Annotated in this window: 13 protein-coding genes; 1 reads left to right on the top strand and 12 read right to left on the bottom strand. The window is 31.1% G+C overall.

What is annotated here, in order from left to right:
• Positions 1–245: 245 nt before the first annotated feature.
• Entirely contained in the window at positions 246–1,235 is a 990-nt protein-coding gene (locus tag C5O19_RS26585; RefSeq protein WP_104716242.1) for an acyltransferase family protein, read from the top strand.
• Positions 1,236–1,808: 573 nt separating this feature from the next.
• Here C5O19_RS26585 and C5O19_RS25745 read toward each other — a convergent pair.
• The 12 genes from C5O19_RS25745 to C5O19_RS25690 all read right to left on the bottom strand — a co-directional run bounded on the left by C5O19_RS25745 (position 1,809) and on the right by C5O19_RS25690 (position 14,534).
• Complete coding sequence (locus tag C5O19_RS25745; RefSeq protein ID WP_104716241.1) at positions 1,809–2,564, bottom strand: WecB/TagA/CpsF family glycosyltransferase; 756 nt, start codon at positions 2,562–2,564, stop codon at positions 1,809–1,811.
• A 30-nt stretch (positions 2,565–2,594) separates the two neighbouring features.
• Positions 2,595–4,430: a right-handed parallel beta-helix repeat-containing protein gene (locus tag C5O19_RS25740; protein WP_165796134.1), complete on the bottom strand. Its 1,836-nt coding sequence runs from the start codon at positions 4,428–4,430 to the stop codon at positions 2,595–2,597.
• Complete coding sequence (locus C5O19_RS25735; protein WP_104716239.1) at positions 4,411–5,484, bottom strand: glycosyltransferase family 4 protein; 1,074 nt, start codon at positions 5,482–5,484, stop codon at positions 4,411–4,413. Before C5O19_RS25735 ends, C5O19_RS25740 begins: the two co-directional genes overlap by 20 nt.
• On the bottom strand, positions 5,481–5,978 hold the full coding sequence (locus C5O19_RS25730) for a serine O-acetyltransferase (protein WP_104716238.1): 498 nt from the start codon (positions 5,976–5,978) through the stop codon (positions 5,481–5,483). Before C5O19_RS25730 ends, C5O19_RS25735 begins: the two co-directional genes overlap by 4 nt.
• Positions 5,979–5,984: 6 nt before the next feature.
• Complete coding sequence (locus C5O19_RS25725) at positions 5,985–6,995, bottom strand: glycosyltransferase family 4 protein (RefSeq protein ID WP_165796133.1); 1,011 nt, start codon at positions 6,993–6,995, stop codon at positions 5,985–5,987.
• A 28-nt stretch (positions 6,996–7,023) separates the two neighbouring features.
• Positions 7,024–7,950, bottom strand: coding sequence for a glycosyltransferase family 2 protein (locus tag C5O19_RS25720; protein WP_104716236.1), 927 nt, complete (start codon positions 7,948–7,950; stop codon positions 7,024–7,026).
• Positions 7,951–7,958: 8 nt separating this feature from the next.
• Complete coding sequence (locus tag C5O19_RS25715) at positions 7,959–9,206, bottom strand: hypothetical protein (RefSeq protein ID WP_104716235.1); 1,248 nt, start codon at positions 9,204–9,206, stop codon at positions 7,959–7,961.
• 5 nt (positions 9,207–9,211) lie between these two features.
• Positions 9,212–10,312, bottom strand: coding sequence for a glycosyltransferase family protein (locus C5O19_RS25710; protein ID WP_104716234.1), 1,101 nt, complete (start codon positions 10,310–10,312; stop codon positions 9,212–9,214).
• A 48-nt stretch (positions 10,313–10,360) separates the two neighbouring features.
• Positions 10,361–11,680, bottom strand: a complete 1,320-nt coding sequence (locus C5O19_RS25705; protein ID WP_104716233.1) for an MOP flippase family protein — start codon at positions 11,678–11,680, stop codon at positions 10,361–10,363.
• Positions 11,681–11,707: 27 nt separating this feature from the next.
• Complete coding sequence (locus tag C5O19_RS25700; RefSeq protein WP_104716232.1) at positions 11,708–12,619, bottom strand: hypothetical protein; 912 nt, start codon at positions 12,617–12,619, stop codon at positions 11,708–11,710.
• Positions 12,620–12,654: 35 nt separating this feature from the next.
• Positions 12,655–13,752: a GDP-mannose 4,6-dehydratase gene (gene gmd / locus C5O19_RS25695; protein ID WP_104716231.1), complete on the bottom strand. Its 1,098-nt coding sequence runs from the start codon at positions 13,750–13,752 to the stop codon at positions 12,655–12,657.
• 77 nt (positions 13,753–13,829) lie between these two features.
• A complete protein-coding gene (locus C5O19_RS25690; RefSeq protein ID WP_243406520.1) occupies positions 13,830–14,534 on the bottom strand; it encodes a sugar transferase in 705 nt (234 codons plus the stop codon).
• Between the last annotated feature and the right edge of the window lie 407 nt (positions 14,535–14,941).

Below are 14,941 nucleotides of genomic sequence, written 5' to 3'. Positions count from 1 at the left end.
CGCAGAGTTTGACAACGTGCTTCTGATCTGTCCCAAAGACAAAGAACAGAAGGTCAAAGAGTTTGTCGCGGATGCTTCCAAGCGAGGCACTCATTTTGTATAAATTACTACCTAAACTTAAAATAAATGGCTCTAATTAATATATATATATTAAGCTTATTTTTAATAAAAAAAACTAGCTTTGCCTTTAAAACCCATTAAGTATCATTGAGACATTTAAATGTTAGTTATTTAACGATAAGAAATTGAAAAAGACAAATCAATCTAGAAATGCAACCATTGATACTCTAAGATTTATTGGTGGTTTTTTTGTTATTTTCCTACATATTCATTACAATAATCATTTAGAAATAGTAGATCATCTAAGATTAATGTCTAGATGGGCTGTACCATATTATTTTATAGTGAGTGGCTATTTCTTTCAACAAAATTTCCTTAAAGATCCTTTAAATAACACATTTAAGAATATAATAAAAATTGTATCTATATATGTTGTATCATCAATAATATACATAACTATAAACTACATAGAATCAAAACATTTTTTTAGCATTACTAGTCTATTTATAGGAACTTACTATCATTTATGGTTTTTACCTTCTATGATCATAGGATATATATACATATATACAGTAAACACATTCAAAATAAATATATATATTCAATACTCTATTATATTAATAATAATCATAACAATTCTAATACTTGATTCATATTCTGGGCTTTTCTTTGGAAGAATATTGAAAGTATATTCGTATTCTAGACTTCTTATATCTATACCGTTCATGTACTTAGGGTTCACTATAAGGAAAAACCAAGAAAGAATAAAAAATCACTTAAATAAGTCAGTCGGGTTTATTCTTCTCTTAATAGGATATCTTATTCAAATGCTCGAAGCTAAATATTTATTAGAAAACACACACTATCCTATCGCTAATCATATATTCTTAATTGGAACAATATTTTATACGATCGCAATTCTAATATTGTGTGTTTCATTTCAAAGCAGAGATAATGTGTTAAGTGATTATGGGAGAAGATATTCTTTACCAATTTATTTGTATCATGCTATTCCATTAATATTCGTAAACAAGTTTATTATTTCATATAAATTATCTATAGCAGAAATAATAATCTTACCTTTATTAATCCAAGTATTGATGCTAATAATATTGTATTTCATAGATAAATATTTCAATAAATTGTTCAACTTAATTAATGGAACTTTTAAATAACTAATTACACATTACACAATAAAACATCATAATTCATAAAATCTCAATATTATACTTACGGATTAAAAATAAATAATACATTCAAAATCACATAATTAAAATAAAACCTGTACTTTACTCATGTGATAAATCCATTTTTTTAACGAAATCTACAAACGTTTCAATTTGTTTCTAGTATTTCATAAGTATAAATCAAATACTTATTATAAAATTTTTCAATCAAAAAAAATGATCCTAAGCATTATATAAAGGTATTATAGGGGAAAGAAAATTCTACCTGTATTTAAACATAGTTAAACTATATAATTAAAAATATTAAAGGTAAAATAAATAGCCTATTTAATTAAATGACTAATACTCGGCAAACAACTTACATTAACGGAAAATTATAACCTTAAACTCTGCACTTTGTAGAAGATTACAGCATCCTAACTTTTTAATGTAATTTACAACCACTACTAAGATCAATTAGGATTAAAATAGATAATTAGTAATAATATAAAAAGAATTTAATGGTATTAATGTAAATAACTCAAATGAAAGATTACTCACAAAATCAACTAGTCTATAATATTAGATTGATTTTAATGTCTTTCTTGAGAATAACTCTTTCGCTAACAACAACAAGTACATAGAATTTGTAACAGCATACCGCTTGAACAAGCGCTTTGGTTCCTGAGAAAGTCTATATAACCACTCTAGACTTGTTCTTTGCATCCATTCTGGCGCTCTTTTCTGCATACCGATCATTACGGGTAAGGCCCCTCCTATTCCAATCATGGTTGCATTAATATATCCTTTCATTGAGGCCATCCATTTTTCCTGCTTAGGGCATCCTAATGCCACAAAAACAATTTTAGCACCGCTACCATTAATAGAATTAATAACTTGATGTTCTTCTTGAGAAGTTAAAACTCTGAAAGGGGGACTATACATACCTGCTAATTGCAAATCAGGATAGTTTTCCGAAACATAAATTTCTGTCTGATCTAACATTGCTTGTGTTCCACCATAGAAGTATACAGGTAATTTATGTTTAGATGCCAATGAAAGTAAGTCTGGTAGTAAGTCCATACCAGCAACACGTTCTTGTCTTATGCCATGAACTAATTTCAAACCCCATGTAAGAGGCATACCATCTGGAGTAATTAAGTCAGCGTTATTAACGATTTCAGCAAATGATTGATTATTGTAAGCCTCAACCAACATATGAACATTCGCCACACAAACATAAGATGAAATGTTTTCAGAGGCATTGTAGACAATTCGATTCAAGAAAGAATCATATTCTCCTAAATTAATATTGATTGATAAAAGAAATTTTTTCATGTCCTCAGTAGAGATAAGAATAATCTAAAATTAATTTTTATTTATATATACTATCTTACGAATCTTACTATCTAATATAGTTGCATCTTGTTGAGAGATAGAATTGTTATTCGATAATTTAATTAAAAAATTATCAACTAAATCTTTTGAAGAATAAAAAATAGTATTATCTATAAAATTATTAATAATCATAGAGAAGCTATTCTCCGGATAAATATAGGGCCTAAGTTTACCTTTGATGATAAATAAATTTTTATTGAAAAAAATCTCTTCTGAATTTCTAAAACTAAGCCTCTGTTCATTATCGGATAAGAAATTATTTTGAAAATAATGAATATTTCTAGCCAAATGACAATGAACAGGAACCCCAATGTTAAAAGTAATATTATTATTTACGTAACAAGATAGTGATTTTTCATCAAAATATATACCTAATCTAAATTTTTTTACTTTTGAAGAATCTGTATCTACTAATAAATTGTTTTGAATTTTGACCATGGAATGTAGTCCTTCATAAATAAACGCACCATCACTGAGAACTTGCATAGCATTATATATTATATTATTATCTATAAGACTTGAGTCACCAATACCACAGATCCCTGAATATGGCACATTAGATATATAGTTATTGATGAAACGATTTTTTTTACCACTAGCAGCTATAGCAACAGAACTTCTGAAGAAGTTACCTACATTTTCTATTTTACAATGGTCAACAGTATTATAATTACCTTTAAGGTATATTCCACCCCCATGCAAATCAAAAAAATTCGAATTAACAATATGGATGTTGGACCCTTTAAGATTAATACCGCTACCGCCAGAGTTATTAATGGAACAGTTTTTAATTACAATATTATTAATACTGTCACCCATTACAGTTGCGTCAATCCCATAACCTGCAAATAGCTCATTCTGTAAAACATTTGTACAACCTTTAATATCAAGGCCTTGAATAATTATATTACTACAACCTGCTTGAAAATTAAAAATGGCTCTGTAACGCGGTATCTCCAAAATTAAATTGTCTAACTTTTCATTAGGGTAAGGCCAATAATACAATTTTTCATTAAGTCGATCGAGATACCAGTTCCCAGGGCCTAGCATACCTTGTTTAACATTCCAAATTAAGTACTTACCTCTACTTAAACTGTCAGCCCCATATGATCCTAAAGGTTGAAGAGCAGGATAAGCAAGAACAGCTACCTTTTTAACAGTGTCTAAATTTACAAATGCACTGTAAGTCTCGTCCCACCTATGGGGGATCATAACTTCTGCGTTGTTAATATCAATATCATTTAGATCGAATCCCGAATATAACAAATTTGACAAAGCCTCTACGGAAGGTTTTTTCTCCCAAAATCCTTCTGTAGCAGGTTTTGCTTTTATATTCCAAATATTTTTAAATGACAATGTATCGGAAATATGAGCTAACATCCTTGGAGATCCATTCACTAAAAGCATTCTAAAATCCCAGCTCCTATTTCTAGTACCTTGTAATTTTTGAACAATAAATTTGCCAGACTTATATAAAGAATCGGATAAAACTGAACCAGAAAGCACAACTTTTTCACCTTTATAATTACTTATATATAGTCCACTGTCTTTACTTGTAAGAATAACACTAACTCCGTAATATTTACCTCCTCTAATATATATGTGCTTAACATTATTTTTTCTTGAAACTATAATAGCTTTACTAAGAGTTTTTAGGGGGTATCTGATGCTGCCTGAATTAAGATCATTGCCAGTATTAGATAAATAAATACTATCTTGAGCGTTAAGCAGATTGTTAACATTCAAATAAAATAAAAAAAACAAAAACAAAAAGTGCGTAAGTTTATTAGCTAGCAGCTTTTCCATAAAAATCATTTAATCGTTCTATATAATCAATTATGTTATAAGAAGTATAAATTGTTAATGAAGCATTCGATGAAATATTATCAAGTAACTCTCTATGATTTATAGCCTCCCCAATAACTCGTGCTAGATCTTCATAATCTGACTTGTTAACTTTAAAACCATTATATTTATCTTTAACAAGAGTTTTCATTGATGCATCGTCTGTAACAATTGGAATTAAACCAACAGACATAGTTTCCAATAAAGCCATAGGTAAACCCTCACCGTAGCGAGAAGGTAATAAAAAAAAGTTGGACCTTTTCATTATTTCAACTTTAAGCTTACCATCTACTACACCTAAATACTCAAAATTATCTTTCATTAAATCTTTAAACTTTTTTATATATTCATCTTTCAAAGGACCATTACCACATAATATAAACCTAAAAGTCATATTTTTTGAAATTAATAAAGTAAGAGCATTAAAAATATCATCAATCCCTTTACTTTCATGAATTCGACCTAAAAATAGAAAAGTAGGCATATTACTAAACTCATTTTTAGAGAATGAAAACATACTGATATTTATACTGTTAGGTAGAGCATAAGAATTATGAAAATTGAAATTTTTTGATAATGCTTCTTTTTCTAGTTCACTTAGGACTATGATTGATTTACTATTCTTAAATATACTTGAAGCAATATACTGATACATCCTATTTGTAGTTCCATCCATAAGAAAAACACCACCATGAATATGAAGTAAAACTGGAATATCTAAAAGCTTACACCAAAGATTTATAATATATTCTCTCAATAAGCCTTTAGGGTTAAACGGTAAATTCTGGTGAACAATATCTACATCATTTTTTTTTATAAAAAATGGGAACAAAAACAATTGCTTTATTTGAGATAATAATAGAGAGAAAGTACTTGATGGGCCATCAGGCCTTCCTAATAAATAATGTATGTACTGATGTGTAGGATTAGCAGATATAATATTTCTGACTACGGTAGAAATTCCACTTACGTTTTTTTTAGGATCTAAACTAGGAGCAGTAATTAAAACTTTCATTTTGTTGAATTATAATATTTCTTGATGATAGCTGGATTGCCAGCTACTAAAGTGTTAGAAGGAATAGATTTTATCACAACTGATCCAGCCGCAATTATGACATTATCACTAATTTCAATGTCCCCTAAAATTACCACATTAGCACCTATAGTCACGTTATTACCTATTCTGGGGCACTTACCACCTTCTACAGAATTTCCGATTGTAGTATTTTGCCTAACAATAACATGGTTACCAATAATAACTTCTTGATTAATTACTAAACCTTGCCCATGATATACATTAAATCCAAATCCAATTTTTGTATTCAACGAAATATCAATACCTAAAATGTAATTAAAGAGTAATTTATAGTATATTTTAAAGGGTAAGATAATATATTTTGCAAAAGGAATGTCCATTAACCTATTAATAATCCTAAAATTAATCAGAAAAAACTTACCCTTTGAATTATCCTTTAAGGACTCAAGCTCAATTCTTAAAGAACTTATCATTCCAAATTAGTTAAAATAAAGATCAAAATATTTGTTAACCATTACTGAAATATCATACTTGATAAATGACCGTTCATAAACCAAATTTAACTCCGGCAATAACAAATCATTTGTATATTTTCTATAAATCTCATAAATTTTATCGGACAAATCTTTCGGATTTCCACTTTCAAATAGAAATAAACTTTCAAAGTTATTTAAAATTTCTTTCGGCCCATCAATATTAGAAGCTATTACAGGGTTTTTAGTTGCAATTCCCTCTAAAATTGTCAATCCAAAACCTTCATAAACAGAAGGTTGAATTACTAAATCAAATTGGTGTAAGTTTTTTTTAATCCAGTCTCTATTTTTATTACCTAAGAAAGACACTTGAGATTGTAAATTAAGCTTCTTAGTCAATTCTTTTAAATAGCTTTCAGAAGATCCTTCTCCAATAAAAGTAATAGTAAAAACCCCAGGAAATAAATTATTTAGTATATTGATAGATTCAATAGCTATATGTTGACCTTTTTTCTCATGCATTAACCTACTAACTTGAACTAAGTTAAAATTATTAATACTTTTATATTTAGATCTCTTTTGGAAACTTTCAAAATCAATACCATTATTAATTAAGATTGTTCTTATATTAAAACGAGTAAGAATATCTTTAAATACAGTTTCGGAAATTGATACTATGTTGGTATATTTATTAATATAAATATTGCCTATGCCTACATCGTGAACCGTTAATATCTTTTTTACATTATTATAAAATATAAGATTTACTATATTAGGCTCATGGCAATGAATAACTTTAGGCTTAATTTTAAATAAAATCCAATTTAATTTTAAGATATATAAAGGATTTTTAGAGCCCGGTTTTCTATTTAAGAAAAAAATCTTTACTCTAGAATCAATACTTTGCAAAACAGCTTCATCAAATTCATCATTTACTATTATTAAGTAAGCATTGTTATTTATAACAACCTTGTTTAAAATATCTACTACTAGCATCTGAGCTCCCCCAGTTTTCATAGTAAATAAGCAATGGACAACGTTCATCTTATAAAAACCTATTAATAATTGACTTCAAACTGATTGAACTCGATATAACAAATGAAAATAACTGGTTATTAAAAGCTTTCAGCAAATTCATTTTTCTAGAATCTCTTAAAGCTATTAATTTCCTATTATTATCGAACTCTCGTAAAGAAATTCCTATAAGAACTGTTTTATAAACTTGAGGCATTAACATATTGGTAATTCCATAATATTCATAATCCTTCCAATACATATCAATATACATTTGGAAATACTTATACTCATTGATTCGAGCTTTTCGAGAAATAAGTCTATATTCATTAGAAACTGAATCACTCCTTTCTCTGTCTCTCTTCACTACCATAGTAGGAATAAATAATTGACTATCAATGTTTTTCAATAATCTTAACCAACTTAATGATTCATAAATTCTAAAAGTCTCAATAAATAAGAACTTTTTTAAAATTCTTGTCTTTACAACATGGGCAAAATCACCAGAAACTTTACCAGATAACCAATCTTTATATTTAAATTCACTCACATAATCAGGTAATCCTTTATCATTTAGCCTATCTGATACTAAAAACAAATAATGTTCAAAACCTGGATTAGACTGTATTTTTTGATTTATTTCCCTCAATGATTGATCGGACGAAAATCCATCGTCACTATCTAAAAATATGATATAATCCCCTTTAGCTTGTTCGATAGCCCTATTTCTTGCAAAATTTGCTCCCTTATTTTCATCATAAGTTATTAGTCTGATTTTTTTGTCTAATGGACACATTAACTGTATCTTTTCTAAGGTTTTATCATTAGAACCATCATTTACAATTATTAACTCAAAATCAGTAAATGATTGGTTAAGTACTGTTGAAATACAGTTCTCAATACAATCTTCTCGATTATAAACAGGAGTAATGATCGAAAAGGTTATTGAACTACCCATATATTTATTTAGATTTTAATATTTACGTTAGACTGTACTGGATGCAGATCTAATACGGATTCTTTGAAATTAAAATATTTTCTATCTAATGTAATTTGCAACAAAAGTGGATTAAATAGAATGCAACAAAATAAAAATATAATTAAAGGTGTTGAGGTTACTGATAGGGAATTATTAGTAGAGGCAATTATAAAAAAGCCTGCTAAAACAAACATCCTTTTAGAAAGACTATATGGGTACATTAGTCTTTTAATCAAGAAATAGTATAAAACCACCACAATAGCTAAAAAAACAAATCCAAACCTTAGAAGTATATCGATCCAAAAATTTTCCGTGGCATATAAACCTAATGAATAAATTATTGCATTTAATCTATCACTACTCACACCAAATGCAAAATCCATTATATCATAATGATCAAATATACTCCATACATCAATCCTTACTTGTGAACTATCATCTATTAATCCATTTTGCAATCTTCCTCCGAACATACCTTGAGAAATCAAATATGATACTACTGTAACGCCTGCTATTAAAAAGACAATGACTCCAAGTTTATATAAAACATTTACTTTTCCTGAAGAAAGTTGTCCTAGGTTATACAAAGCAAACAACAATCCATTACCTAATATACTTGATCTTGAGTTAAAGCTTAATATGGCCCAATATCCAAGTCCCCATAATATATATTTATATTTTATTTTAATTGGAGATATTAAAATAAAACACATAAATGTTGAAATAATCAATGCATTCTGTAAAGGATGACCATGTATACCTAAAGCTCTTCGATCTTGAAAATTATCATTGTAAAAACCTTCATTACCAGCATATGAAAATATATAGATACCCGTATATTGTTCAAAAATTGCTATTCCGCATTCTATTATATAAAAAACTAATACTACTTTCTGTAACCCATGCCACAATCTAATATTAGAATAAGACATATTATAGTTACTTGGATATGCTAAAAAAACAATAGGTGTTAATAACAAAATTAACGATAACATCCGAGTCCCATCACTTGTATCAAAAGCCATTTTAAACATGCAATATATACTAATGAATAATAACAGAAAAAGTTCTTCTCGCTTCGCCTTGATATTAATTTTTGTATAAATTGTTATTAAAATACTTAATAAAGCTATGAGAATCATAACTATTTTATAGTCTATACCAACTTTTTCTGTAACATTAGGCCCAACGAACATTAATAATGAGAACGCTATATACCTTGTTATATTTGCCATACATTTTATAATAAATGATTAACGATTATAGTTTGAAAAAGTAACGCTCTAGATTTATTACTGTTATTATAAGCTATTAATTTTCTGCCTTCGAAAAAACTATTAGTTTCTTCATCAAGAGCTATTTTTAGTTTTTCTAAGTATTCAACTTTGTTTTGTGCTATATATATATATTCTTGAAAATCAATATAGTCTTCTGTATAATTTAGCAAAACCACAGGCTTCCCTAATGACAAATATTGGTAAATCTTGTTATGATGATGGTAACTTGCTATTTCACACTTTTTATCCAACATAAGACAAACATTCCATTGGGCGACTTCTTTAGGCAGTTCTTTATGATCTATATAATTAAGATATTTAACGTTGCTTTTTGAAAATATTTTAGTTAAATTTTCTGTATACTCTGAAAAGCTTATTTTGCCAGCAATGTGAAATGATACATTAGGCAAATTGGTTGTAATATAATCTAAAAGTTCAATATCTGTTATATTCATAAAATTGCCCGCGAACCCTATAATTTTATTATTATTTCCAACCCCATTGTTAAAATGTTCTCTTTCTAAGTTCCAAATCCTTAAATTAACACAATTAGGCCAATAATATGCGTTTTTACTTTTATGATTAAAATATTTAGGCAAATATGTAGCTATTAAATTTTTGCTTGTTGCTAAGATAATATCTGCCTTATTAATAATATTCTTCATTTTACTCTTGATCGATTCATCTTCCTTATCATTCATAATATGATATGGATCTGACAACAAGAATACTACTTTGCTTTTATCAATGTAATCTATAAGCAATTCTTGGTTCGGTGACGTAATTATAATTATATCATATTCATTTAACAATCGCTTTACGTATCTCGCCCTTAGTCTCTTTTCAATATTAAAAAATTTAGATTTTCGTGGTAAATAAGTAACGATTTTTAAAACTTTATTTTTAATATTATCACAAATAATTTTTTGATTTGAAAAGTTTGCTATCACTAAATAGTCCAAATTATATAGTTCACTAATCGCTTCAAATGTAGAAGCCCTTGTATAATTATTGAGATCGAGAGACTCCGAAACAGCTAATATTTTAAGGTTAGTATTTTTCATAAATTATTATTAGAATTCATTATTATTCTTAAAAAAGTGAACAATAGTTTATGTACGAGCAGGGATTTTAATCAAGTAATTAACTAAACTTTTAATCATCGTCATATTGACTGTAAATATTGCTCTAAGATATTCTTGTAACGTTGCTCCTGTAAGCTTATTTATCAATAATTTCCAATTAGGAACAAAAAGTATTATCATAGCTATATCTAAAGATATTGTAACCTCTACAATGCCCAATTTCGAACCAACATATATAAATAACGGCATTATAAACAATGTTATAAAATTCCAATAAAACTCTAAATCTGTTCTTCCTGTTGCAGCGACTAGGCTACCAACAGGATTACCAATGGCTCTCAAAATCATATAAACGCTTAATATTCTAACTAATACTACAATATCTTCGAAACCATTCCCATACATTATTTTAACTAATAACGGAGAAAAAACCATAATACCTACGTAAACTAATATATTTACATTTGATACTATGTTAATAAGTTTTAAATAGTTTATTTTTAACAATTCTATATTATCCTGAAATTTAGCTAATGCTGGAGAAGCTACTTTTGTTAAAATTGGATTTATGATCTGAGCAGGCCTAAATACCAGTTGCTTTGCTAGACTATAACCTCCTAAAACTTCGGCTGAAAATAAATTCCCTATTAGTAAAATATCTAAATCTCTATTTAAATAATTAAAAATTTGCCCCCCTACTTGATAACCTCCAATTCGTAAAAAAGGCTTAGTTTCTTTTAATTCAAAATGAATTAATAACCCATATTTTTTGAGACCTATTAATAAAAAAGTCAAATTAACGACTAAATATTGAATAATTGTTGGATATACTAAAGAGTAAACTCCATAACCTCTTACAGCCATAATTACTGCTATAATAAAAGCTACAATTACTCCAGACAATTCTACAATCGAAACATTTTTAAATAGAAGATTTTTGTTTTCTATAGTTTTAAACTGCCTTCCTATTGCTGAGATTATCAAGTTTAAACTCAGCAAAGGCACTAACACCTTAAGTAAAGGTTGATTATAAAATTCGCTAATAAATGGAGAGATAATTAAGACTAAGATATACATTAGTATACTTACCAATAAATTTAGCCAATATAGGCTTGCATATTCCTTTGCTGAAATATCTTTTTTATATAATATTGCTGAAGTTAAACCCATATCATTAAACAAATCCATAAAACTCATAACAAATGTCACTATTGCAATAAGTCCAAAATCTGATTTATCTAAATATCTGGTCAATATAGAAATACGTAAAATTTGCGTTACAGCCATAATTACTGTACTAAAAGTCGTCCACTTTACACCAGTAATTACTTGTTTTTTAATTGACATTCTCTTTTCAGGTTTTAATTTTGAAGATTAATTCTTTATCATATCATATAAGTTATATTCGTCAAACAAATTTTTCATTTGTTCATCATTTCTGTTTAGCAACACATTTATATTATATAAAGAATCTTTTTGTGTACTTCTAATAGTTAAAAAATGTACATTCTCTCCTTTTACACGTCTACACTTTACATTATTTAATAATGAGCAACATTTAAACCATATATCGTCTGCATGAGGAGCTAATTTCAAAAATTTACTAATTTCAAAAACTTCTTTATGCAAGGAATTAGGAGGATATAGTACACCTGATACTCCTGTTGGCATTATATTATATGATGAGTTATGTCCATATTTAGATATATTGTTAATCATTCTATTATATGGAATAATCTTTTTTTCAGATTCAAGTATAATATCATGTCCCCTATAGCAAAGAACATCTAATGGATATTTATTATGACAGTTTATCATTTCACGTAGCCAGTATTTCGGATATAATATATCATCGTCTATTGTTATGATAGTTGAGTTAGGATACGCTTTAAGTGCATATATCAATTTTTTATATGATCTAATGTTTTCTGATACAAAAGTGACTTTTAATCCTCTTTCTTGTAGCTTAACTATTTGACTTGGTAGTACTTGGTTTGGAAACTCTTCTAATGATAACCATAAGTGTATTACATCAGGTGTTAGATTTTGATTGAAAATTGTCTCCAAAGTTAAATGTAACGTACTAATCCTTGCAGGATAGCACGTTACAGAAACCACTATATTATCAGATTTACTATCCAGTTGTTTTCTTGAATATTTATTTTGTAAGTTCAGCTTAACTTCATGAAAATATTGGATAAACCGATTTACTTCATTTCTCAAATTGCTTACAATTTTTCTTGGTACTTTTATTAATAAATTAGTTTTTTTATCGCCTTGTCCCATCTTGTTTAGTATTTTATTATACCTTCTTTTATATATTAACCTATTAAATGCTCAATTTGCATTTTACTCGAGCGGCGGAAGACCTCCACATCCTTCTCCACCATCTCCCGAACCAGCATCGCCAGATCATACTTGGGTTCCCAGCCCAGCTTCGTCTTCGACTTGGTCGGATCCCCAATCAGCAGCTCCACCTCCGTCGGCCGGAAGTACGCCGGATCCACCGCCACTACGCAGCTGCCTGCCTCTAACTGAAATTCTTCGTTGGATGAGCTCACCACGTAGCCCTTCTCTTCGACGCCCTCGCCCTTGAAGGCTACTTCCACGCCAATTTCAGCAAAGGCCAGCTTCACAAACTCCCGCACCCGCGTGGTCACCCCCGTAGCAATCACGTAATCCTCCGGAGTCTCCTGCTGCAAAATCCGCCACATCGCCTCCACGTAATCCTTGGCATGACCCCAGTCCCGCTCGGCGTTCAGATTCCCCAGATACAAGCACTTCTGCATCCCCAAGCCAATGGCTGCTACCGCCCGCGTGATCTTGCGCGTCACAAACGTTTCGCCTCGCAAGGGTGATTCGTGGTTAAACAAAATCCCGTTGCAGGCGTACATGCCGTAGGCCTCCCGGTAGTTGACCGTGATCCAGTAGCCGTAGAGCTTGGCTACGGCGTAGGGACTCCGGGGGTAGAAAGGCGTCGTCTCCGATTGGGGAACGGCCTGCACTAAGCCATACAGCTCCGAGGTCGAAGCCTGGTAGATCTTGGTCTTCTTCTCCAGACCCAGAATGCGTACCGCCTCCAGAATCCGAAGCGTGCCGATGCCGTCGGCGTTAGCCGTGTACTCGGGTGTATCAAAGCTCACCTTCACGTGTGACATGGCCGCCAGGTTGTAGATCTCGTCGGGCTGCGTCTCCTGGATGATGCGAATCAGGTTGGTCGAATCGGTCATGTCCCCGTAGTGCAGCTTAAAGCGCACGTTAGACTCGTGGGGATCCTGATAGAGATGATCAATCCGCTCGGTGTTGATTAGGGAGGCCCGGCGCTTGACACCGTGCACCAGGTAGCCTTTTTCTAAAAGTAACTCGGACAGGTATGCGCCGTCTTGGCCGTTCACACCCGTAATTAATGCCGTCTTCATAATAAGTTCTTTGTAAAGGATTTTACAATGGGAGAATAAGCTTTTTATAGTAGCTTATAAAAAATGCATTTCAATCTCTAATAGGCTTTTTCGTCACCTTTGATCATTTTCTCAACCGTCCACCAGCAGATCTTGGCATCCAGCACTGCTGAGCGCCTTCTAATGTACCACTGATCCAGTTTCAAGCGATGTTCCATATCCTTCAGCCCTGCTTCCCCCCGTAGGCCCCGCGTCTGAGCCAGACCCGTAATTCCAGGTTTTACCAAATATCGCGTCGGAAAACCCGGCACGACCTCCCAGTACTGAGCATCGTGCTCTAACGCGTGTGGACGCGGTCCCACAATGCTCATATCGCCCCAAAGTACATTTAAAAACTGCGGCATCTCATCCAAGTTCGTCTTACGAAGGAATTTACCGATGGGCGTAATTCGTGGATCATCAGCGGAGGCTTGCTTGAAGGGGGCCACCTGATTGTGACGCATGGTGCGGAACTTCAAACAGCGGAATCGGCGACCATTACGGCCCGTACGCCACTGCACAAAAAAGATGGGACCCGGTGAGGAAAGTTTGATTAGCACTCCAATCATAGGAATCATCCAGCTCAACACCGTAAGGGCTACAAAACTGGCCATCAATACATCAAAGCAACGCTTCCCAATTGGCATCTGAGAGGAGTTAGCTACCGGTGAGTGCAAGCTGGGGCGGCTTTCAAGATTCGTTCGATTCTTTTTCGCTTCCCCATAAGCCGTATCTAAGCGAAGGGTGTTTTCTGAATAGTTCATAACGTTTGGCGGATTTGGGTTAACTTCTTTTAAGCTCTTTGCTTAACTTCAATTCAATAGGTAGATATACGAAAGAAGAAGAGTATAAGAGTTTGTTTTTAGCATGAAAAACTATTTCGAAATCAAGAAAATTATATATTAACTCTGCTTCATAACCTTAAAGTCTTTATCATTTTAAATTAATAATTGGCCTATGTGTGTTAGCAAGCTTTAAGTTTCTTTGATAAGCAGAGAGCCAATAATTATTCATCTTATACGTAAGATAAATGCACTAAAGTCTCTCTGCTACTAGTACCAACCTTTCCTACTTAATCATTTAGTTTCTTTTTATCATCCCCGTAGTAGCCGTAGCTGTAACTGTAGTAATACGCTTCACCCTCGCCCACTCCGTTCAAGATGATGTTAAG

The sequence above is a fragment of the Siphonobacter curvatus genome (assembly GCF_002943425.1).
In the GTDB taxonomy this organism is placed as follows: Bacteria; Bacteroidota; Bacteroidia; order Cytophagales; family Spirosomataceae; genus Siphonobacter; species Siphonobacter curvatus.
The sequence above is the reverse complement of the archived record's forward strand: the minus strand, read 5'-3'. Positions and strand labels throughout refer to the sequence as shown.

Bases quoted from the DNA above. Each gene is read 5' to 3' on its own strand.
- C5O19_RS25700 (WP_104716232.1), bottom strand. From the start codon at position 12,619: ATGGGACAAGGCGATAAAAAAACTAATTTATTAATAAAAGTACCAAGA.
- C5O19_RS25745 (WP_104716241.1), bottom strand. From the start codon at position 2,564: ATGAAAAAATTTCTTTTATCAATCAATATTAATTTAGGAGAATATGAT.
- C5O19_RS25740 (WP_165796134.1), bottom strand. From the start codon at position 4,430: ATGGAAAAGCTGCTAGCTAATAAACTTACGCACTTTTTGTTTTTGTTT.
- C5O19_RS25725 (WP_165796133.1), bottom strand. From the start codon at position 6,995: ATGAAAACTGGGGGAGCTCAGATGCTAGTAGTAGATATTTTAAACAAG.
- C5O19_RS25730 (WP_104716238.1), bottom strand. From the start codon at position 5,978: ATGATAAGTTCTTTAAGAATTGAGCTTGAGTCCTTAAAGGATAATTCA.
- C5O19_RS25690 (WP_243406520.1), bottom strand. From the start codon at position 14,534: ATGAACTATTCAGAAAACACCCTTCGCTTAGATACGGCTTATGGGGAA.
- C5O19_RS25720 (WP_104716236.1), bottom strand. From the start codon at position 7,950: ATGGGTAGTTCAATAACCTTTTCGATCATTACTCCTGTTTATAATCGA.
- C5O19_RS25705 (WP_104716233.1), bottom strand. From the start codon at position 11,680: ATGTCAATTAAAAAACAAGTAATTACTGGTGTAAAGTGGACGACTTTT.
- gmd (WP_104716231.1), bottom strand. From the start codon at position 13,752: ATGAAGACGGCATTAATTACGGGTGTGAACGGCCAAGACGGCGCATAC.
- C5O19_RS25715 (WP_104716235.1), bottom strand. From the start codon at position 9,206: ATGGCAAATATAACAAGGTATATAGCGTTCTCATTATTAATGTTCGTT.
- C5O19_RS25710 (WP_104716234.1), bottom strand. From the start codon at position 10,312: ATGAAAAATACTAACCTTAAAATATTAGCTGTTTCGGAGTCTCTCGAT.
- C5O19_RS25735 (WP_104716239.1), bottom strand. From the start codon at position 5,484: ATGAAAGTTTTAATTACTGCTCCTAGTTTAGATCCTAAAAAAAACGTA.